Origin of the sequence: Pseudomonas sp. LP_7_YM, assembly GCF_004364435.1 — a bacterium.
In the GTDB taxonomy this organism is placed as follows: Bacteria; Pseudomonadota; Gammaproteobacteria; order Pseudomonadales; family Pseudomonadaceae; genus Aquipseudomonas.
Genome location: NZ_SOCT01000001.1, coordinates 118,018 through 138,030 on the forward strand (window position 1 = coordinate 118,018; position 20,013 = coordinate 138,030).

A 20,013-nucleotide genomic window follows, 5' to 3' on the forward strand; every position below is an offset into this window, starting at 1 on the left:
CCGGCAGCGCGGGTATCCCTGAGATCCACGGAGAACAACAATGACAACGCCCGCGCTCCAACAGTCCCCGGACGGGTTCTACCTGAATCGCACCCCCTGGTTCGCCTTCCTGCTGCTGTGCTGCTGCTTTGCCCTGTGGGCGGCGGCTGCGAGCATGAACGACGTGCTCATCGCGCACTTCAAGAAAGCCTTTCTGCTCAGCGATTTCCAGACCGCTTTTGTGCAGTCGGCGTTCTACCTTGGCTACTTCTTCGTGGCGATTCCGGCGGCCATGGTGGTCCGACATTTCAGCTACAAGACCACTATCCTCATCGGCCTGTTGCTGTACATGGTGGGTTGCTCGCTGTTCTTCCCGGCGGCGTCCATGGCCAAGTACGGCATGTTCCTGATGGCGCTGTTCGTCATTGCTGCCGGCCTGTCGTTTCTGGAGACCGCCTGCAACACCTACTCGACCTTGATGGGCCCGCGTGAAACCGGTACCCGTCGCCTGAATATCTCGCAGACCTTCCACCCGTTCGGCGCCATGACCGGGGTTTACGTCGGCAGCTTCGTGATGTTCAAGGACACCGACGCCACGCGCGAACAATTGACCCAGATGAGCGCGTCCGATGCGGCGGTTCAGCAGCTGGAAATGATCCAGTCCACCCTGCTGCCGTACAAGTGGATGATCGCGGTGCTGATCCTGATGTTCGTGCTGATTGCGTTCACCAAATTTCCGGCGTGCAAGGGCAACGTTCAGGACAGCGTGAAAAAGAGCAGCATCGGCCAGAGCCTCTCGCGGCTGTGGCGCAACCCGCGGTTCACCTTCGGTGTGCTGGCGCAATTCCTGTATGTCGGCGCGCAGGTCGGTGTGTGGAGTTTCACCATTCGCCTGGCCATGCAGATGGGCGGAATGAACGAGCGCAGTGCTTCCTGGTTTCTACTGACAACATTCGCTGCTTACTTCGTCGGCAAGCTGATCGCCAACCTGCTGATGCGCAAACTGCACCCGGCCAAGGTTCTGGCCATCTACGGCGTGCTGACCATCGTGCTGCTGGCTTACACCATCCTGGTGCCGAACATCAGCGCGGTGTACGCGGCGGTAGGCGTCAGCATTTTCCTCGGTCCATGCTGGCCGACCATTTATGGCCTGACCATCGACGGTCTGGGCGAAGACACCGGTGTCGGTGGCTCGCTGCTGGTCATGAGCATCGTTGGCGGCGGCGTGATGCCGATCTTCCAGGGCCTGTTGTCCGATGCCACCCACGGCAATATGCAGATCGCCTACGTGGTGCCGCTGCTGTGCTTCGTGGTCATTGTGGCCTATGCGATCAAATGCATGCGTAACCCGCGCATCGAAACGGCGCCAGTGGGCGCGGTGACTGCCTCATGAGTGCGTTCGAAAAAAGCTGCCGTATCTCGCTGTATCCCGAATTGTTCAGTGGTGACGAAAAGACCCTCCTTGAGTCCGCTGATTTTCGGGTGTTGGCCTGGACCTATCCCAGCGGTGTGAAGGCGTTGGCGCTGGAGAACGGCCGTGGTCGCGTGGTTGTGCTGCCGTATCAAGGGCAAATGGTCTGGTCGGCGGTGTTCGATGGCTGCGACCTGACCATGCGCAACATGTTCGAACAACCGCGCCCGAGCCCCACAGTGATCGGTACTTATGGCTGCTTCATGTTCCACAGCGGCATCCTGCGCAATGGCTGCCCGACGCCCGAAGACGATCACGCCTTGCATGGCGAAATGCCCTGTGCGCCGATGGACCGCGCCTGGCTGGAAGTCGGCGAGGACCGCACCGGCACCTTCCTGCGGGTAGGCGGCGAGTACGAATACGTGATGGGGTTTGGCGATCATTACCGCGCCAGGCCCAGCGTCACCCTGCGCCCTGGCTCGGCACTGTTCGACATCGGGATGGACGTGCGCAATATGGCCGGCAAACCCATGGAGCTGATGTACATGGCCCACATGAACTACGCCTACGTGGCTGACGGTCGTTTCGTCGAGCCTTTGGGCGTGGCGCGCACGCGGGTGCGCAGCAGTGTTCCGGCCCATGTAAAGCCAACGCCGGCGTGGTCGGCGTACATCGCGCAGTTGAGCGAAGATGCGTCGCGGCTGCAGACACTGGACGCTCCTGAGTTATATGACCCGGAAATCGTCTGCTTTTTCGATGGTGCCAAAACCGACGCGCGCGGCGATGCGCACTTTCTGCTCAAGCATACCGATGGCCCCGCGTTCTATACCCGCTACAAGCCCGCGCAGTTCGACCATGCCGCGCGCTGGATTTTGCATAACGCCGATCAGCAAGTGGCTGCGTTCGTCCTGCCCGCAACCTGCGAGCCCGAGGGGTATCTGGCAGAGAAGGCCAAGGGCAATGTGCGCAGTCTCGGCGCAGGGGAGAGTGCTTCGTTCAGTGTGAGGACGGGGTATCTGACGGCTGAAGAAGTGCGGCAACTGGAAGGCGATCTGAAACGCTGAAACCGCATCGCGAATAAGTTCGTCTGCAGGTGGCCGCTTTCCACGCGTTGGAGAGCGCTTCCTGGGGGAGCACTTCATTCGCGATTGCGAGCTGTCAGGCATTGTGGGCCCCTACGGATCACATTACCAACTGCGCCCCATACCCCTGAATCACATCGCGATACGGCTTGGGCAGTTTCTTGTCGGTTACCACCACGTGGAATTGCTCAAGGGTTGCGAAGTGCGCAGTACGCACCGAGTCGAATTTGGAGTGATCAGCCAGCAGCATGCAGTGGCGCGCCTGGCGCAGGACCTTCTGCTTGACCTCGATCTCATTGAAGTTGAAGCAGGTCACGCCCAACTCGTCGCTGACACCGGCCGCCGATACGAACGCCCAACTCAGGCGAATGCCATCCAGAATGCTGGCTTCGCTGTGATGTTCGAACACTTGATTCTTGCGATGGAAAGTGCCGCCGCACAGCACGATCTGGCAGTTGGGTTTCTGCTGCAACTTGAGCAAGACGTTGAGCGAGTTGCACACGGCGGTGAACTCCAGCTCCTCGGGAATGAAATCGATGACGAAAGGGATGGTCGTGCCGCAATCGAAAAACACCGTATCACCGGGCTTGATGAACGCAGCGGCCAGTTTGCCGATGCGACGCTTCTCTTCGACGTGGCGAGCGCCTTGCTCGGTCACTTTGTAATCGCTGGCCTCGGAGGGATCGAACGCCAGGGTGATATGCCCGCCCAGCAGGTGAAATTTTTCCGGATGCCGACCCAGATCACGACGCAGGGTCATCTCCGAGACCTCCAGCAGCGCCGCCATTTCACGCAGGTGGATGGCTTTCTGGTCCTGAAGGGCTTGCTGAATCATTTTGATGCGATCGGATTTTTTATTGTCCACAGGCGTTCCGGCTATCGATTGAATATGGTAAAAAAATAACATTTAGTGTTATATAAACAACACAAAAATACGTTGCACAGGATCGCAGCATAAAGCTTGTGGCCTGCCACTGCTCCCTTACCCGCTACCTACTGAAAAGAAGGCCCCTGATGAAAATCGAACCCGCAGCACTCGCGCAGTATATCGACCATACCTTGCTCGCAGCGGATGCCTCCCGCGAGCAGATCGCGACCTTGTGCCGCGAAGCTCAGGCTCATGGGTTCTATTCGGTGTGCGTGAACTCCGGTCAAGTGCCTTATGCAGCCTCGCTGCTCGCAGGTCACGCGGTAAAAGTCTGTGCCGTGGTCGGTTTTCCCCTGGGCGCCGGTCTGAGCGATACCAAAGCGTTCGAAGCAAAGCAGGCGATTGCTGCCGGTGCGGGTGAGATTGACATGGTGCTCAACATCGGCGCGCTGAAAGACGGGCTGCTGGAAGGGGTGCGTGACGACATCGCGGCGGTCAAACAGGCGTGTGGCGAGGTGCCGCTGAAAGTGATCCTGGAAACCTGCTTGCTGGACGATGCGCAGAAAACCGCTGCCTGCGAGATCTGCCGTGAGCTGAACGTTGCCTTCGTCAAGACCTCAACCGGTTTCAGTCGCAGCGGTGCAACCCTCGACGATGTTGCGCTGATGCGCAAAGTGGTCGGCGCAGGTGTGGGTGTCAAAGCCTCTGGCGGCGTGCGCGACTATGCCACCGCCGTGGCGATGATCGAAGCAGGCGCCACGCGTCTGGGAACCAGTTCCGGTATCGCCATCGTCAGCGGCGCAGCGGCGTCGGGTTCGGGGTACTGAGTCGCCCGCGATGGGCCAGTACAGGCAAGATGCATCGCCTGTACTGGCCCATCGCGAATGAATCCGCTCCCACCGTCGGGCTGTGTCGGCCGAAGCACCGGCGCACTGCGCAATCCTTCCGGCAGACAGCACTGACCTCTCTGCGCAATGAATGGCAAACTCACGGTGTATTCCCTCCACACCGGATTGCCCCTCATGCCACAACGCTTCCTTACCCACTTCAAGGCCCGCTGGTTTTTCTGGCTGTGCCTGTTGTTGATCATCGTTGGCCTGCCAGTCGGCTGCGCGGCGTTGCAGCACAAGGAGCGCGAGCTGGTGTTCATGATCGAGCCAGGCACTGCGAGCTGGTATCACGGGATTCCCGCGGATGTGCAGGAGCTGGAACTGAAGGCGCCATCGTTCGGCGTTGCACAGAACATCCACGCCTGGTGGTGGCAGGCGCAAAACAAGGACGCGCCCGCTATCCTGTATCTGCACGGTGCGCGCTGGAACCTCACAGGGCAGTTTTTCCGCATAGAACAGCTGCACGGGCTGGGCTTTTCCATACTGGCCATCGACTACCGTGGTTTCGGTGAGAGCAAAGGGCAACTGCCGTCCGAAGCTTCGGTTTACGAAGATGCCCGGGTTGCCTGGGCCAGACTGAAACAGCTCCAGCCTGATCCGCACAAGCGCTTGATCTACGGCCACTCGCTCGGTGGCGCGGTGGCAGTGGACCTGGCGGCAGAGCTGGGGCAGAACGCACAGAAGGGCAATGAGCCCATCCAGGCGCGGGGGCTGATCATCGAGTCGACCTTCACCAATCTCGCTGACGCTGCGTCGTCGGTTGCCCGCACTCGCACTTCACTGCCGGTGCGTTGGCTGGTCTCGCAGAAATTCGATTCCATCGACAAGATCGCCGACATTCACATGCCGCTGCTGATCGTGCACGGCACCGCTGATCAGTACATCTCCCCGCGTTTCAGTGAAGCGCTGTTTCAGGCTGCGCAACAGCCCAAGAACCTTCTGATGGTGCCGGGCGGTAATCACAACAACAGCATGAGCCTGGGGCGAGAGGCATACAGCCGTGCAATTGAGACCCTGCTCAACGAAAAGGCACCCTCGGTACACGCGGCCAACGACGCGCCGATGGGCACCCGGCAATCCGGTTAGGAGCAATCCCTGTAGCAGCCCGGCTTGCCCGCGGGACTAACGACACTTACGCCATCGGCCATACCCTCTCGGGCGTGCAGAGCTTTCAGTACGACAGGCAAGTGGTCAACAACCTGCCGGGCCAGACCATGGTTCTTCACCCCGACGAACCCCACGGCGGTCATGCAGGCACCGAAGACGGCTTTCGCTACCGGATGTTCTATCTCAAGCCCGCGTTGATCCAGCAGGTGCCTGGCGGCAAATCACTGCCCTTGCGGGACGGTGGTTGAGAATGTTGGGCCGTGCCGAAAAACGGGCGACTTGCTCGGTTAGGCCTTCCTTCTCATCTGAACGGCTCACACTGTTGAGTCATCCAGATAATTCGTGCAACTCGTAATGAATCACTCGACATCGACCCCACCAAAACCTCCGTATTGACGCCGTTCTCGGCGGCACGACCCTGCGCGCTTCCAGTGTCTTCGGCCTGGAAACTATGCGATGAGACCTACCCTCCTGACACGCGCTAAATTGCACGCTTCATCGACCCCGTTGGAGCCCATCGAATGTCAACCTCACAAGCAACTCGCACCCCTATCAACTTTGCCCAGAAATACAGCCTGTTCACCGAACAATGGCAACCCAAGGTCGTCGCTCAGATGAACGATTACCAGTTCAAGCTCGCGCGGCTGGAGGGGGATTTTGTCTGGCACACCCATGCTGATACCGACGAGACCTTCATCGTCATCGAAGGCTGCCTGCGCATCGATTTCCGGGACGGTTTCGTCAAACTCAACGCCGGAGAATTGTACGTCGTGCCCAAGGGCGTCGAGCACAAGCCCTACGCCGAGAAGGAGGTGAAGGTGATGCTGATTGAGCCAATCGGGGTGATCAATACCGGCGACGATACCAACGAGCGGACTGCGCAGAATGATGTGTGGATCTGAGCCGACTCAGGCTTGAGCTATGCCCCCTGAACCGGGCATCAACACCGCAATCAACGCCCTGACCACCCCCGGCAGGGCGTCCAGCTCCCTTACCAGAATGCTGCGCTCGCGCACCGCCCACGGCTCGTCCAGTTCGATGGTCATCAACTTCATGGTGCGACTGTGCCGCAGTGCGGCGGACTCGGGAATGATACCGATGCCAACACCTGCTTCAACCATTCGGCAGATCGCCTCGAAGCTCGACACTTGAATACGCAGTGACAGGTTTTTGCCGAGTTTTTCCACGTGATCCCTGAGGAAACTCAGCAATGTGCTGCCTTCGTGCAAACCGATGTGCTGGTAAGCGAGTGTCTGCTTTAGCGTGACTTTCGTTTGTGTGGCCAGCTCGTGGCCTTCAGGCACGGTGAGCACCAGGCGGTCGGTGCTGAAATGAATGGCCTGCAAACCCGCTGCTTCCACGGGGCCGGCAATGATACCCATGTCGGAACTGCCGTCGAGCACGCCGCGCACGATGTCTCGCGATAACCGCTCCTGCAAGTCCACCGTCACGCCGGGGCGTTGGGCCAGAAAACCTGCCAGCACTTCGGGCAGAAACTCGGTCACCGCCGTGGTGTTGGCGAAAATGCGGATGTGTCCGGCTGAGTCCGCCCCGTAACGGGTGAACTCACTTTTCAGATAATCGACCTGGCGCATGATCAGCCGCGCATGTTTGAGGAGGCGCTGTCCGGCGGGGGTCAGTTCAACCCCTCGGCTGTCGCGGTACAGCAGGCGCGTGTCGAACTGGCTCTCCAGGGCCTTGATGCGAGCGCTGGCGGCGGCAGGGGAAAGGAAGGCGCGGCGGGCACCCTGAGTCAGGCTTGGGGATTCCCCGATATGAATGAAGAGGCGCAAGTCAGCCAGGTCGAAGTGCATGGTTGTGTCCGGACATTGCAAAGAGCGTTCAGCATACATGAACGCCGGTATATGCAATTGCAAATTCACAGAATGCCCGCGTGCTCCCATGATCTGCTCATAACAACAAATGCAGAGGGTTCGCGTTTATGAGTGCTTCAGATTCGCCTGTGGATTTCAGTGCCTGGGTCGGACGGACCGAAGAGGCTCAGGACCACTTGAGCCACAACCTGATCAAGCGTATTGCCGCCACCTTTGGCCAGCCCGTGCCGGCGGCGGGCGACGCACTGCCCCCGCTCTGGCAGTGGTGTTTTTTCCAGGACCCGGTGTTCCAAGCCCAATTGGGCACCGACGGTCATCCAGCCCGCGGGGGCTTTTTGCCGCCTGCCGACAATCGCAATCGCATGTGGGCCGGGGGACGCGTTGAGTTCATCCAGCCGCTGAAAGTCGGGGCCGACGCCCACCGCTTGTCGACCATCGTCAACATCGAAGAAAAGTATGGCCGCACCGGTTCGCTGCTGTTCGTCACGCTGCGCCATGACTATTCGCAAAACGGTGAACTGTGCGTGCGTGAAGAGCAGGACATCGTCTACCGCGAGCCCAATCCGCCGAAGCTCACCAGTGGCGATGCGCCTGAGCAGGGCGACTGGAGCGAAACCATCGAGCCGACCCCGACGCTGCTGTTTCGCTACTCGGCCGTGACCTTCAACGGCCACCGCATCCACTACGACTATCCGTATGTCACCGAAGTCGAAGGCTATCCGGGATTGGTCGTCCACGGCCCGATGATCGCCACCTTCAACCTGCACGCGTTCATCCACGCCAACCCCGAGAAGCGCGTGCGCCACTTCGCCTATCGCGGCGTGCGTCCGCTGAACGTGCCGACGCCCTTTCGGGTCGGCGGTCGCATCCTCGGAGCGGGCAAAGCGCAGTTGTGGGCAGGCAACGAAGCGGGCATCGCGCAGAGCGCCGAAATCACTTTCGAATGAGCCCGCTTCGACTGAACTCCCATTCCTTTATAGAGCGAGCCCGGCCATTGCGCCGGGCCTTTGCCAGAGGTGAGCAACGACCATGAGCCCATACGACAACGAAGACCTCAATGCCATTCGTAAAGGCGTGCGCGCCCTGTGCGCCGAGTTCCCGGCTGAATACTGGCGCAAGATCGATGAACAGAAGGGCTTCCCGGAAGCCTTTGTCAAGGCGCTGACCGACGCTGGCTGGCTGTCGGCGATGATCCCCACCGAATACGGCGGTTCAGGTCTGGGACTGGCCGAAGCTTCGGTGATTCTCGAAGAGGTCAACGCTTGCGGCGGCAACTCCGGCACCGTGCACGGCCAGATGTACAACATGTTCACCTTGCTGCGTCACGGCAGCGATGCGCAGAAAAGCTACTACCTGCCCAAGCTCGCCAGCGGCGAATTGCGCCTGCAATCGATGGGTGTCACCGAGCCGACTACGGGCACCGACACGACCAAGATCAAGACCACTGCCGTCAAGCAGGGCGACAAGTATGTAATCAACGGGCAGAAGGTGTGGATCTCGCGGGTTCAGCATTCGGACCTGATGATCCTGCTGGCGCGCACCACGCCGCTGGCCGAGGTGAAGAAAAAATCCGAAGGCATGTCGATTTTTCTGGTCGATTTGCGTGCGGCCATTGGCAAGGGCCTGACGGTTCAGCCCATCGCCAACATGGTCAATCACGAAACCAACGAGCTGTTCTTCGACAACCTCGAACTGCCTGCCGACAGCCTGATCGGCGAAGAAGGCAAGGGTTTCAAATACATCCTCGACGGCCTGAATGCCGAGCGTACGTTGATCGCTGCCGAGTGCATCGGCGATGGTCGCTGGTTCACCGAAAAATCGGCTGCCTATGCCCGTGATCGCGTGGTGTTCGGGCGCCCGATCGGGCAGAACCAGGGGGTGCAATTCCCGATTGCCGAGGCCTATATCGAAATCGAAGCGGCTGACCTGATGCGCTGGCGTGCCTGCGAGGAGTACGACAGCGGCAAGAACGCGGGGGCTGCGGCGAACATGGCCAAGTACCTGGCGGCCAAGGCGTCCTGGGAAGCGGCTAACGCCTGCTTGCAGACCCACGGCGGTTTTGGCTTTGCCAATGAATACGACGTGGAGCGCAAATTCCGCGAAACCCGTCTGTATCAGGTCGCGCCCATCTCCACCAACCTGATTCTTTCCTACGTCGCCGAGCACCTGCTCGAACTGCCGCGCAGCTTCTGAGGACACCGACATGAGTCATACCCAGGCCCTGGCGGGCTTCCTCGCCGAGCTGACATACGAGCAGATACCCAGCGCAGTCCTGGACCGCACCGAAGACCTGTTCCTGGACTGGATCGGCTCGGCGCTGGCGAGCAAAGGCGCGCGGCCAATCCCGATATTCGAGCGTTATGCCGAGCGCATGGGCCCGGCCAGCGGCAAATCGAAGATTCTGGTCAACGGCAGAGAAACCTCGGCGTACTTCGCCGCGCTGGTCAACGGCGCGGCTTCGCATCTGGTCGAGCAGGACGATCTGCACAACAGCTCAGTGCTGCATCCGGCCACGGTGGTGTTTTCCGCGGTGCTGGCGGCGGCGCAGGATCTGGGTAAGTCCGGCCAGGACTTGTTGCTGGCTTCGGTGGCCGGGTATGAGGCCGGAATTCGCATTGGCGAATTCATGGGCCGCTCGCATTACCGCATCTTCCACACCACGGCCACGGTCGGCACGCTGGCGGCGGCAGTGGCGGTCGGCAAACTGCTGAATTTCAGTCAGGAGCAGTTCATCAACTTGCTGGGCACCGCCGGTACTCAAGCCGCGGGGTTGTGGGAATTTTTGCGTGATGCTGCCGATTCGAAACAACTGCACACCGCCAAGGCTGCTGCCGATGGTCTGCTTGCGGCTTACCTGACCGAAGACGGCCTGACCGGTGCCCGCAATATTCTGGAAGGCGATCAGGGGCTCGCGGCAGGCATGTCCACCGACAGTGATCCGAGCAAACTCTCTGATCGTCTTGGGTCGCGCTGGGCCCTGGTGGAAACCTCGTTCAAGTTCCACGCCTCATGCCGTCACACCCACCCGGCGGCTGATGCGCTCTTGCATCTGATGCAACGCGAGGGCTTGCGCCATGACCAGATCGCCAAGGTCGTCACTCGTGTTCACCAGGGCGCGATTGACGTGCTGGGACGGGTCGATGTGCCGCAGACCGTGCATCAGGCGAAGTTTTCCATGGGTGCCGTGCTCGGCCTGATCGCGGTGCATGGCAGCGCGCAGTTGATCGAGTTCCGCGACCTGGCGCTGACCGACGCCGACGTCGCGGCCTTTCGCGGGAAGGTGACGATGGAGCTGGACCCCGAAGTGGACGGCGCCTATCCGGCGCGCTGGCTGGGGCGGGTGATCGTGACCACTACCGATGGCCGCACCTTGAATGCGGCCATCGATGAACCCAAAGGCGATCCGGGCAACACGCTGTCGCGGCCCGAACTGGAAGACAAGGTTCAACGCCTGCTGGCGTTCTCCGGCGCACGCACGGTGGAGCAGGGCAAGGCGCTGATCGAGCGGGTCTGGCAATTGCGCGATACGCGGGATCTGGCGGACCTGGTTTAACAGCGAATACGTTCATCGTGATGCTTCCCACGCCGAGCGTGGGAACGATCAGTGTGGAGAGACTACCTACATGACTCAACAAAACCCTCGTCCTCTGGACGGCGTCACCGTGGTCAGTCTGGAGCACGCCATCGCGGCGCCGTTCTGCACCCGGCAGTTGGCGGACCTTGGTGCCCGCGTGATCAAGGTCGAACGCCCTGGCGTCGGCGATTTTGCCCGCGGCTACGATCAGCGCGTCGATGGTCTGGCGTCGCATTTCGTCTGGACCAACCGTTCCAAGGAAAGCCTGACCCTGGACCTGAAGCAGGATGAGGCGGGCGACATTCTCGAATCGCTGCTGGGCAAGGCCGATGTCTTGGTGCAGAACCTGGCGCCGGGTGCTGCGGCGCGCATGGGCCTTTCGTTTGATGCACTGCATGAGCGATTTCCTCGGTTGATCGTCTGTGATATTTCCGGTTACGGCGAAGGCGGCCCGTATGAAAAGAAGAAGGCCTATGACTTGCTGATCCAGAGCGAGGGCGGTTTTCTCTCGGTGACCGGCGGGCCGGGTGAGAACGAGATGGCCAAGGCCGGTTGTTCCATCGCCGACATCGCTGCGGGGATGTACGCCTACACCGGCATCCTCTCGGCGCTGATGCTGCGGGACAAGACCGGGGAGGGCAGTCGTATCGACGTCAGCATGCTGGAAAGCCTGGTGGAGTGGATGGGCTATCCGATGTATTACGCCTACAACGGTGCGCCACAACCGCCGCGAGCCGGAGCCTCGCACTCGACGATCTATCCGTATGGGCCGTTTCCTACAGGCGGTGGCGGCACCGTCATGCTCGGTCTGCAGAACGAGCGCGAATGGGCGCTGTTTTGCGAAAAGGTGCTGCTGGACAAGGCGCTGGCCACCGATGAGCGTTTCGCGGCGAACTTCAAACGCTCGGAAAATCGTGAGGTGTTGCGCCAGATCATTGTCGACGGCTTCGCGGCGTTAAGCGTGGACGATGTCGTGGCGCGGCTTGAAGAGGCGAAGATCGCCAATGCCCGGGTCAACGACATGCATGGCGTCTGGGAGCACCCGCAACTCAGGGCCCGCGACAGCTGGCGTCAGGTCGACAGCCCGTCCGGGCCACTGCCATCGTTATTGCCTCCTGGGCGCAATGCCGCCTTCACCCCGCGCATGGACGGCGTCCCGGGGTTGGGGCAGCACACGCAGAGCATTCTCGCGGAGCTGGGAATTTCAGCTCAGGAGCAGGCGCGAATGGCGGCGGTGGGGGTGGTTTAGATCGTTGCCTGGCTGCGATCCCTTGCGGAGCACCATTGCACTGTGGGCGCGAATTGATTCGCGATGGGTATTCACAGCCGATGAATCTAAGTTGGCCGCACCTGCGACGCGCAAATGAATTCGCTCCCCCGAAAACTTTTCTCAAGGATATAAACCATGCCCCCGTCCATCGTCCGCTCCGCATTGTTCGTGCCCGGTAGCCGGCCCGAGCGTTTCGCCAAGGCGCTGGCTGCTGGCGCCGATGCGGTGATCGTCGATTTCGAAGACGCCGTCGAGGAGCCGCTCAAACGTCAGGCCAGAGACAATCTCGCTGCATTTGTGCAGGACAATCCCTCGGCTGCGCTATGGGTGCGGGTCAATGCTCCCGATCACGCTGAGCACGCCGCGGATCTGGTTTTCTGCAAACAACACTCAGGTGTTGTTGGTGTGTTGCTGCCCAAAGTTGAAACCCCTGCCCATGTGGCTGCTGTCTGGGAAACCGGCAAACCCGTTCTGCCCATCATCGAGAGTGCCAAGGGGCTGTTGGCGCTGGCGTCTATCGCACACGCGCCGGGGGTCGAGCGTCTGTCGTTCGGCGGGCTGGACCTGGCGCTGGACCTGAATCTGAACAGCGGCACCCAGGCTGCACAGATGTTTCTCGATCAGGCGCGCATGTCGGTGCAGTTGCACTCCAGAGGCGCTGACCTGCTGCCGCCGCTGGATGGCGTGCACCCGGCCATTGGCGATCCGGAAGGTCTACACCGCGCGATTCGGCATGCCTATGACATGGGCTACGGTGGCGCGCTGTGCATCCATCCCGGGCAAGTGCCGGTGATCCATGCCGCGCTGGCGCCGAGTGCCGATGACTTGAGTTGGGCGAAGCGAGTAGTGGACGCCAGTACCGCCGCCAATGGCGCCGGGGCGTTTCAGCTCGACGGGCAAATGGTCGATGCGCCGGTGTTGTTACGTGCCAAGCGTTTACTGGCGCTGGCCGCAAAGTGAATCAGCGCCTTATGACAATGCCGCTGAACCTGTGCAGCTGCGCGCCAATGGCGAAAGCGGTGGTTCAGGCGACTTTGAGTTGCCTGATTGATCGCCCTCGCTGCCGTCGTAACCTCCGACTTCCCACGTGAATGGCTTTTGACGAAAAACAGCGTTCAGCCCTACCGAACGCGGTCTTACATAAAAGCAGATTCTCTAAACACCCCCCATTAGGCATCGTTAGCAGGCACGGCGCTCAAGATCCACCGACGGCTCCAATAAAAACAAAGCTCCTACAACAATAAAAAGGTGATATCGATGTTGAAGCTGACCAAGGCGCTTTTCTGCGCCGCTGCAGTGTCCATGGCCGGTATGGCCTGCGCTGATCCCATCGTCATCAAGTTTGCCCACGTGGTCGCGGAAAACACGCCGAAAGGCCAGGGCGCCTTGATGTTCCAGAAAAGGGTGGCCGCTGATCCGGCGCTCAAGGACAAGGTCAAGGTCGAGGTTTATCCGAACTCTTCGCTTTTCGGCGATGGCAAGGAAATGGAAGCCCTGTTGCTCGGTGACGTACAAATGCTTGCACCCTCCCTGGCCAAGTTCGAGCAGTACACCAAGAAAACCCAGATCTACGACCTGCCGTTTCTGTTCAACGACCTGGCAGCGGTCGATCGCTTCCAGCAGGGTCCGCAAGGCAAGGCGTTGCTGACCTCGATGGACGACAAGGGCATTCATGGCCTGGCCTACTGGCATAACGGCCTGAAACAGCTGTCGGCGAACAAGAAGATGGTCGAGCCCAAGGACGCTCGTGGTCTGAAATTCCGCGTGCAGGCGTCCAGCGTGCTGGAAGCGCAGTTCGTGGCGCTGCATGCCAACCCGCGCAAGATGAGCTTCGCCGAGGTCTATCAAGGCCTGCAGACCGGCACGGTCAACGGGACCGAGAACACCTGGTCGAACTATGAAAGCCAGAAGGTCAACGAAGTCCAGCCGTTCTTCACCGAGTCCAACCACGGCCTGATCGACTACATGGTGATCACCAACTCCAAATTCTGGAACGGTCTGCCCGCTGACGTGCGCGACGAGCTACAGAAGATCATGGATCAGGTGACGGTCGAGGTGAACAAACAGGCCGAAGCGCTGAACCAGGCCGCCAGGCAGAAGATCATCGATTCCAAGACCAGCGAAATCGTCACCCTGACCCCGGAGCAGCGCGCCAAATGGCGTGAGGTGATGAAGCCGGTCTGGGACAAGTTCTCCGAAGAAATCGGTGCTGACCTGATCAAGGCAGCGGACGAGTCCAACACCGCGCCCTGATTCCGCGAAAGGCGGCTCGATCAATACAGGCAGTGATACCTGCGTGGCCACCGGCTTCTCTTTGGCGAGGGGGGTGGCCGCTCTCTCTATGTTCGGAGAATGCTTATGCAATCGCTGACGCGACTCTGGGAGCACCTGGAGGAGGGCGTGATCGCCTTCCTGCTGGCTGCCATGACGCTGGTGACTTTTGTCTACGTGGCGCTCAACAACATCTACACCCTGTTTTATGCCCTGAGTGATAAATGGACGTTCAGCAGCGAGTTCTTCTCGTTTCTGGGCGATCACACGATGGCGTACGCCCAGAACATGACCTGGAGCGTGGCGCTGACCAAAGCGCTGTTCGGCTGGCTGATCTTTTTCGGCGTGTCCTATGGCGTGCGCACGGCCGGTCATCTGGGCGTCGACGCGCTGGTGAAAATGACCAGTAAACCCGTCCAGCGTCTGCTAGCAATGGTCGCGTGCCTGTGCTGCATGGCCTACGCCGGTCTGTTCCTGGCGGCCAGTTACAAATGGGTCAGTGCCCTGTTTGTCGCCGGTATCGGCGCCGAGGACCTGGATCGCTACGGCGTGAAGGTGGCGTACATCGCCGTCATCGTGCCGATCGGCTTTACCCTGGTCTTGCTGCGTTACCTGGAAATCCTCTACCGCATTTATACCCACCGTCAGCTCGGACTCGGCCTGGCCGATGAAGCAGCGCAAGCGAGCAAACTGGCCAACCCTGACGAGGAGCAACGCTGATGACGGTCATCTGTCTGTTCCTGCTGCTGTTCGTGTTCATGTTTCTCGGGGTGCCCATTTCCATCGCGCTGGGCCTGTCCGGCGCGGTATCGATTCTGCTGTTCAGCCCGGACTCACTGAGTTCGCTGGCGATCAAACTGTTCGAAACCTCCGACAGCTACACCTTTCTGGCGATCCCGTTTTTCCTGCTGTCCGGGGCGTTCATGACCACCGGTGGCGTGGCGCAGCGGTTGATCGACTTCGCCAACGCCTGTGTCGGGCACATTCGTGGCGGCCTTGCTATCGCGGCGGTGCTGGCTTGCATGCTGTTCGCCGCGCTGTCGGGTTCTTCACCTGCGACCGTGGCTGCCGTGGGATCGATTGCCGTAGCCGGGATGGTGCGTTCGGGTTATCCGAAGGAATTCGGCGCGGGAATCATCTGTAACGCAGGGACCCTGGGGATTCTCATTCCGCCGTCGATTGTGATGGTGGTCTACTCGGCGGCGACGGAAACCTCGGTGGGCAAGCTGTTCATCGCCGGTATCGTGCCGGGCATCCTGTTGGGCGTGGCCTTGATGGTGGCGATCTACATCGTTGCGCGCGTCAAGAAACTGCCTGCCCAGCCTCGTGTCAGTTTGCGTCAGTGGTTGCACACTGCGCGTCGCGCCTTCTGGGGCCTGCTGTTGCTGGTGATCATCCTCGGCGGCATCTACAGCGGCATGTTCACCCCGACCGAAGCGGCGGCGGTGGCAGCGGTGTACTCGGCGTTCGTGGCGCTGTTCATTTACAAGGACATGCGCTTTCGCGACTGCCCGAAAGTCCTGCTGGAGTCCGGGCGTCTGGCGATCATGCTGATGTTCATCATTTGCAACGCGATCCTGTTCGCCCACGTACTGACCACGGAGCAGATCCCGCAGGAAATCACCAACTGGGTGATCTCCGAAGGGCTGACCCCGATCGGCTTCCTGATCATGGTCAATATCGTCTTGCTGGTGGCAGGCAGCTTCATGGAGCCGTCAGCAATCACCCTGATTCTGGCGCCGATCTTTTTCCCGATCGCCATGAAGCTGGGTATCGACCCGATTCACTTGGGCATCGTGATGGTGGTGAACATGGAAATCGGCCTGGTACACCCACCGGTCGGGCTGAACCTGTTCGTCACCTCGGCAGTGACCGGCCTTACACTGGGGCAGACCATCCGTGCCGCCTTACCGTGGCTGTCTATCCTGTTGTTGTTCCTGATTCTGGTGACTTACGTGCCGTTCATCTCGCTGGCACTGCCCAACTGGCTGGGCATGCCGTAGGGGCGCTGAAGCCTGAAACCTAACTGTGAGCGCAATGCCTTGGCCCTCATCGACGTCAGTCTTCGAGGGCCTTTTTATGGAGAAGGGTTTGCCCACGCCCTTCGGCAGAGCAAAAAACGCGTCGGATAACCAGCTCACTCCTAAAAGAGCAGGGAAAGGGTCTGTGCGGGGTGGCTGGCAAGGGACTTTGGGTTTGCGCTTCGCTGATGCCATGACACAAAAAGCCCGGCTGCCGAAGGATCGGCAGCCGGGCTTTTTATCGGGCGTCGACTCAGTTCAGACCGAGTTTGCCACGCAGTTGCGACAGGTCTTCAGCCAGGGTATTAACCGGGCCGGCCAGTGCCTTGCGATCATTTTCCTTGACCTTGTCGTAGGTCTCGTAGCCACCGTCCTTGGTTTTGTACTTGGCCAGAATCTTGTCTACGGTGGCGAAGTTCTTGTCCAGTTTAGCCACGAAGGCCTTATCGGATTTCTCCAGTTGCGGCTTGAACAGGTCGACGATTTTCTTCGAGCCGTCTACGTTGCCTTGGAAGTCATACAGGTCGGTATGGCTGTAGCGGTCTTCTTCGCCGGACAATTTGGTAGCTGCCACTTCTTCCATCAGGGCGGCAGCGCCGCCCACCACTTTTTCTGGTGGGAAGGTCATGCCGTCGATGCGCGATTGCAACTCCTTGACGTCGGCCAGCAGCTTGTCGGCGAACTTGTCTTGATCTTTGGTGGTGTTCTGCGAGAACAGCGCATATTCCAGGCGGTGGAAACCGGTGAAATCGTCAGCCTTGACGCCGTTCTCGTGGTCGTCTTCACGGGAGTCGATGGAGCCGTCCAGGTCGCTGAACAGCTCAGCGATCGGCTCGATGGACTCATAGGAAATACGCGTGGTCGGGAACAGCTTCTTGGCCGTTGCCACGTCGCCTTTCTTGACGGCGTCGGTGAATTTTGTGGTGTCGGTAACCAGTTGGTCGACCTTTTCGGAGACGTAGATTTTGTAGTCCGAAATCGGTTGTACCAGATCCAGCGGGGCCGTCGCCGCGAACACGGACGGGGTCTGCAACAAGCCAAGGGTAACCAACAGCGCGAGAGGCGACTTCTTCATGGAGCTCTTCCTGTGAGGTAAGGGTTGTCAGGCAGTTTTTGTTGTTACAGCGGAGGCAGCAGCCAGCAGTGAGCGGCCGATGAAATCGTTGTTGTCCACCACACCCGGCAGGGTGAAGAAGTAGCCGCCGCCGACCGGTTTCAGGTACTCCTCCAGTGGCTCGCCGTTAAGGCGGGTCTGCACGGTAATGAAGCCTTTTTCCAGGTCCGACTGGTAGCAGATGAACAGCAGCCCCATGTCCAGCTGGCCGTTCTTGTTCACCCCGTTGGAGTAGTTGAACGGCCGGCGCAGGATCAGGTTGCGCTGGCTTTCTGGAGTGCGCGGGTTGGCCAGGCGGATGTGCGAATCAAGCTTGGTGATCTTGCCTTGCGGGTCCTTGTGGTAGTCCGGTACGTCGGTTTCGGTCTTACCGTCCATGGGTGCGCCAGTGGCCTTGACCCGACCGAAGATCGCTTCCTGCTCCTGCAACGGGGTGCGGTCCCAGCGCTCGACGAAGTTACGGATGATCCGCACGGCCTGATAGCTGCCATTGGCGGCCCAGGCCGGCTCATCGCTGCCGGGCTGGACCCAGACCAGTTCGTTCATGGTCTTCTGGTTGTTTGAGTCGGGGTTGGCAGAACCGTCGCGGAAACCCAGGAAGTTGCGCGCGCTTTCCGGCGGCTGGCCCGGCTTGAGCGGTGCCTGTGCCGGCACCGTGCCTTCCTGCTTCCAGCGCACCAGCAGCAAATCCGGCAGGTTCTTGACGATGTCGCGCAGGGCGTGAATGTTGCTGTCCGGGGCGTTGGAGCAGAACTGGATGCTCAGGTCGCCGTGGCAGCACGCGGCCTCCAGCGCGTCGTTGGGGAAGCCGACCATGCGCTGCAGACGTTTGGGTTTGACCTGCTCCAGACCGAAACGCTCGTCGAACAGCGAGTCGCCCACCGACACCGTGATGGTCAGGTTGTCCGGGGTGACCACCGGGCCAAGAATGCCGGAGTCCAGTGGCGGCAGTTTCGGATCGACCTGCGGCACTGCGCCGCCGGTCATCAGAAACGCGATGCGTTCGTCAAGCGTGCGGAACAGACGCTCCAGGTCTTCATTGTCCTGGGCGAGCACGTCGAAGGCCACCATCATCCCGGCGGTGGGCCGCGGGTTGACGATGCCGCTCTGATGCACACCGTGGAACGGGTTGTGATCCTGGGTCTTTTCGCTTTTCGGCGCTTCGGTCACTTGCGCAGGTGCGCTGGTCGCTGCGAGGGCATTGCCGCTCAGGCTCGCACCGGCTATGGCAGCACCCGCTGCGCCAAGGCCCATCAGAACACGGCGGCGTTCGGCGCAAAGGGGGGCGTTGGATGAATCTGAATCTTTCATGTGGATACGTTCTTCGCTCGGGTTTCAGGGCCGGGCGGGCGCAGCGCACCCGCCTGGGCACGCTTACAGGCCTGTGAGGCCAAGGGCCGGATCGATTCCTTCGAGTGCATCGGCCAAAGCCTTGGCCTTGTCTGCGATTTGTTTTCTTTGTTCGTTGGTGACCTGGTCGTACGGCGTGAAGCCGTCGCCGGTCTTGAGTGTCAGCAGTTGGTCATCCAGCGCGGTGGCCGCCTCGTCGATCTTCTTCAACACATCGCCGGAAGTCTTGGCCAGCAGCGGACGCAGCAGGTCGATGACCTTGCGTGTGCCTTGCAGGTTGGCGGCGAAACCTGTGAGGTCGATGTGGCTATAGCGTTCTTCTTCGCCATTGCTGCGGATTTCGGCCAGGCTGCGGATGTTGCGCACCACCATGCTCGCCAGTTGCTCCGGGGCGATGCTCTGCGCCAGCAGTTGGGTTTTCAATGCGGCGAGGTCGCTTTGCAGCTTCTGCACCACCGGCGTCAGGCCTTCGACCGACTTTTGTGAGAACAGGCCGAACTCGATGCGGTGGAAGCCGCTGAAGCCTGAATCCTGTTCACGTTTTTCAAAGTAGTCGGCGCGGGCATTGATCGCGTTATCCAGCTCGGCCAGACGCTGCGCGGCCGGGGCAATGCGCTGATACGCGGCACGGGCCGGGGCATAGGCCTGTTGCGCTGCGTTCAGGTCGCCGCTTGCGATGGCTTGCTGCAGATCGTTCACGGCACGGATCAGCGCGCTGCTCTGGGTGCTGAGGTACACCCGGTATTCGGACAGCGGGCCGATGAACGCGACCATCGAAGGGCGAGCCTTGGCGGCGGCATCGGATTCTGCGGTCGGTGTCACGTGCAGGGTGCCGCGCGGGTTGCTCAGCAGGCCGCAGGTGATCGCGTAGTCGCCCGGTTGCAGGTTGGCGTTGATGATCTGGCTGAGGCCCGGTGCGATGTTTTCACGTTCCTCGATCACCAGCACGCCGTCGAGGATTTCCCATTCAACGGCGCGTTTGGAGGCGTTAACGATGCGGAAGGCGTTCTTGCCGGCCGGCACTGTGAGCGCGTTGGGCTCGCAGTTCTTGGCGTGGATGGTGACCACGGTTTCGTTGCCGCCATTGGCGATGCGCTTTTTCTGCGCAGCCTGGGAGGCGAAATAAAACATGGCGCCTGCCGCGATCATCAGAATCACAGAGCCTGCAACGGCAAATTGCAGCGCGCGGGAAGGCTTGGCTTTCTTGGGAGGAAGGCCCGAAGGACTGCTGGTCATGGTTG

18 protein-coding genes and 1 pseudogene are annotated in these 20,013 nt (G+C 60.3%); 14 read left to right on the forward strand and 5 right to left on the reverse strand.

The window, feature by feature from the left end; translation table 11 throughout:
* Window positions 1–40 precede the first annotated feature (40 nt).
* Window positions 41–1,372 (forward strand): L-fucose:H+ symporter permease, encoded by a 1,332-nt coding sequence (fucP, locus tag EC915_RS00615; protein WP_133748593.1) that lies wholly within the window; start codon window positions 41–43, stop codon window positions 1,370–1,372.
* Entirely contained in the window at window positions 1,369–2,454 is a 1,086-nt protein-coding gene (locus tag EC915_RS00620) for an aldose 1-epimerase family protein (RefSeq protein WP_133748594.1), read from the forward strand. Before fucP ends, EC915_RS00620 begins: the two co-directional genes overlap by 4 nt.
* Window positions 2,455–2,572: 118 nt before the next feature.
* Here the strand turns inward: EC915_RS00620 and deoR are convergent, their stop codons facing one another.
* On the reverse strand, window positions 2,573–3,379 hold the full coding sequence (gene deoR, locus EC915_RS00625) for a DNA-binding transcriptional repressor DeoR (RefSeq protein WP_166650892.1): 807 nt from the start codon (window positions 3,377–3,379) through the stop codon (window positions 2,573–2,575).
* Between the two features lie 104 nt (window positions 3,380–3,483).
* On the opposite strand from deoR, the gene deoC reads away from it, so the two are divergent.
* The 4 genes and pseudogenes from deoC to EC915_RS00645 all read left to right on the forward strand — a co-directional run bounded on the left by deoC (window position 3,484) and on the right by EC915_RS00645 (window position 6,239).
* Complete coding sequence (gene deoC / locus EC915_RS00630; protein ID WP_133749384.1) at window positions 3,484–4,167, forward strand: deoxyribose-phosphate aldolase; 684 nt, start codon at window positions 3,484–3,486, stop codon at window positions 4,165–4,167.
* A gap of 195 nt (window positions 4,168–4,362) precedes the next feature.
* Entirely contained in the window at window positions 4,363–5,316 is a 954-nt protein-coding gene (locus EC915_RS00635) for an alpha/beta hydrolase (RefSeq protein WP_133748596.1), read from the forward strand.
* A gap of 38 nt (window positions 5,317–5,354) precedes the next feature.
* Window positions 5,355–5,582, forward strand: a pseudogene (locus EC915_RS00640) (AraC family ligand binding domain-containing protein); the annotation flags it as partial.
* A gap of 276 nt (window positions 5,583–5,858) precedes the next feature.
* Window positions 5,859–6,239: a cupin domain-containing protein gene (locus tag EC915_RS00645; protein ID WP_133748598.1), complete on the forward strand. Its 381-nt coding sequence runs from the start codon at window positions 5,859–5,861 to the stop codon at window positions 6,237–6,239.
* 6 nt (window positions 6,240–6,245) lie between these two features.
* Here the strand turns inward: EC915_RS00645 and EC915_RS00650 are convergent, their stop codons facing one another.
* On the reverse strand, window positions 6,246–7,151 hold the full coding sequence (locus tag EC915_RS00650; protein ID WP_133748599.1) for a LysR substrate-binding domain-containing protein: 906 nt from the start codon (window positions 7,149–7,151) through the stop codon (window positions 6,246–6,248).
* A 128-nt stretch (window positions 7,152–7,279) separates the two neighbouring features.
* On the opposite strand from EC915_RS00650, the gene EC915_RS00655 reads away from it, so the two are divergent.
* The 8 genes from EC915_RS00655 (at window position 7,280) to dctM (ending at window position 16,290) form a co-directional block, all read left to right on the forward strand.
* Window positions 7,280–8,119: a MaoC family dehydratase N-terminal domain-containing protein gene (locus tag EC915_RS00655; RefSeq protein ID WP_133748600.1), complete on the forward strand. Its 840-nt coding sequence runs from the start codon at window positions 7,280–7,282 to the stop codon at window positions 8,117–8,119.
* 82 nt (window positions 8,120–8,201) lie between these two features.
* The gene (locus EC915_RS00660) at window positions 8,202–9,365 is read left to right on the forward strand and encodes an acyl-CoA dehydrogenase family protein (RefSeq protein WP_133748601.1); all 1,164 of its coding nucleotides are present in this window, start codon (window positions 8,202–8,204) and stop codon (window positions 9,363–9,365) included.
* Window positions 9,366–9,375: 10 nt separating this feature from the next.
* On the forward strand, window positions 9,376–10,725 hold the full coding sequence (locus tag EC915_RS00665; RefSeq protein WP_133748602.1) for an MmgE/PrpD family protein: 1,350 nt from the start codon (window positions 9,376–9,378) through the stop codon (window positions 10,723–10,725).
* Between the two features lie 70 nt (window positions 10,726–10,795).
* A complete protein-coding gene (locus EC915_RS00670; RefSeq protein ID WP_133748603.1) occupies window positions 10,796–11,995 on the forward strand; it encodes a CaiB/BaiF CoA-transferase family protein in 1,200 nt (399 codons plus the stop codon).
* A gap of 156 nt (window positions 11,996–12,151) precedes the next feature.
* Window positions 12,152–12,976 carry a CoA ester lyase gene (locus EC915_RS00675; protein WP_133748604.1) on the forward strand — a complete coding sequence of 275 codons (825 nt, stop codon included), beginning with the start codon at window positions 12,152–12,154 and terminating at the stop codon, window positions 12,974–12,976.
* Window positions 12,977–13,273: 297 nt separating this feature from the next.
* Window positions 13,274–14,269, forward strand: coding sequence for a TRAP transporter substrate-binding protein (locus tag EC915_RS00680; RefSeq protein ID WP_133748605.1), 996 nt, complete (start codon window positions 13,274–13,276; stop codon window positions 14,267–14,269).
* A 105-nt stretch (window positions 14,270–14,374) separates the two neighbouring features.
* Window positions 14,375–15,007 (forward strand): TRAP transporter small permease, encoded by a 633-nt coding sequence (locus EC915_RS00685; RefSeq protein WP_133748606.1) that lies wholly within the window; start codon window positions 14,375–14,377, stop codon window positions 15,005–15,007.
* Entirely contained in the window at window positions 15,007–16,290 is a 1,284-nt protein-coding gene (dctM, locus tag EC915_RS00690) for a C4-dicarboxylate TRAP transporter large permease protein DctM (RefSeq protein ID WP_133748607.1), read from the forward strand. Before EC915_RS00685 ends, dctM begins: the two co-directional genes overlap by 1 nt.
* Before the next feature lie 271 nt (window positions 16,291–16,561).
* Here the strand turns inward: dctM and efeO (EC915_RS00695) are convergent, their stop codons facing one another.
* The 3 genes from efeO (EC915_RS00695) to efeO (EC915_RS00705) form a co-directional block, all read right to left on the reverse strand.
* Complete coding sequence (efeO, locus tag EC915_RS00695; protein ID WP_133748608.1) at window positions 16,562–17,383, reverse strand: iron uptake system protein EfeO; 822 nt, start codon at window positions 17,381–17,383, stop codon at window positions 16,562–16,564.
* A gap of 27 nt (window positions 17,384–17,410) precedes the next feature.
* Entirely contained in the window at window positions 17,411–18,733 is a 1,323-nt protein-coding gene (gene efeB, locus EC915_RS00700) for an iron uptake transporter deferrochelatase/peroxidase subunit (RefSeq protein ID WP_133748609.1), read from the reverse strand.
* Between the two features lie 63 nt (window positions 18,734–18,796).
* Window positions 18,797–20,008 carry an iron uptake system protein EfeO gene (gene efeO, locus EC915_RS00705; protein WP_133748610.1) on the reverse strand — a complete coding sequence of 404 codons (1,212 nt, stop codon included), beginning with the start codon at window positions 20,006–20,008 and terminating at the stop codon, window positions 18,797–18,799.
* Between the last annotated feature and the right edge of the window lie 5 nt (window positions 20,009–20,013).

Excerpts from the sequence above, each read along its gene's own strand:
- EC915_RS00660 (WP_133748601.1), top strand. The coding sequence starts at position 8,202 with ATGAGCCCATACGACAACGAAGACCTCAATGCCATTCGTAAAGGCGTG.
- efeB (WP_133748609.1), bottom strand. The coding sequence starts at position 18,733 with ATGAAAGATTCAGATTCATCCAACGCCCCCCTTTGCGCCGAACGCCGC.
- EC915_RS00680 (WP_133748605.1), top strand. The coding sequence starts at position 13,274 with ATGTTGAAGCTGACCAAGGCGCTTTTCTGCGCCGCTGCAGTGTCCATG.
- efeO (WP_133748608.1), bottom strand. The coding sequence starts at position 17,383 with ATGAAGAAGTCGCCTCTCGCGCTGTTGGTTACCCTTGGCTTGTTGCAG.
- EC915_RS00670 (WP_133748603.1), top strand. The coding sequence starts at position 10,796 with ATGACTCAACAAAACCCTCGTCCTCTGGACGGCGTCACCGTGGTCAGT.
- dctM (WP_133748607.1), top strand. The coding sequence starts at position 15,007 with ATGACGGTCATCTGTCTGTTCCTGCTGCTGTTCGTGTTCATGTTTCTC.
- deoR (WP_166650892.1), bottom strand. The coding sequence starts at position 3,379 with ATGTTATTTTTTTACCATATTCAATCGATAGCCGGAACGCCTGTGGAC.
- EC915_RS00650 (WP_133748599.1), bottom strand. The coding sequence starts at position 7,151 with ATGCACTTCGACCTGGCTGACTTGCGCCTCTTCATTCATATCGGGGAA.
- EC915_RS00635 (WP_133748596.1), top strand. The coding sequence starts at position 4,363 with ATGCCACAACGCTTCCTTACCCACTTCAAGGCCCGCTGGTTTTTCTGG.
- EC915_RS00685 (WP_133748606.1), top strand. The coding sequence starts at position 14,375 with ATGCAATCGCTGACGCGACTCTGGGAGCACCTGGAGGAGGGCGTGATC.
- fucP (WP_133748593.1), top strand. The coding sequence starts at position 41 with ATGACAACGCCCGCGCTCCAACAGTCCCCGGACGGGTTCTACCTGAAT.
- EC915_RS00675 (WP_133748604.1), top strand. The coding sequence starts at position 12,152 with ATGCCCCCGTCCATCGTCCGCTCCGCATTGTTCGTGCCCGGTAGCCGG.
- EC915_RS00620 (WP_133748594.1), top strand. The coding sequence starts at position 1,369 with ATGAGTGCGTTCGAAAAAAGCTGCCGTATCTCGCTGTATCCCGAATTG.
- EC915_RS00655 (WP_133748600.1), top strand. The coding sequence starts at position 7,280 with ATGAGTGCTTCAGATTCGCCTGTGGATTTCAGTGCCTGGGTCGGACGG.
- EC915_RS00645 (WP_133748598.1), top strand. The coding sequence starts at position 5,859 with ATGTCAACCTCACAAGCAACTCGCACCCCTATCAACTTTGCCCAGAAA.
- efeO (WP_133748610.1), bottom strand. The coding sequence starts at position 20,008 with ATGACCAGCAGTCCTTCGGGCCTTCCTCCCAAGAAAGCCAAGCCTTCC.
- EC915_RS00665 (WP_133748602.1), top strand. The coding sequence starts at position 9,376 with ATGAGTCATACCCAGGCCCTGGCGGGCTTCCTCGCCGAGCTGACATAC.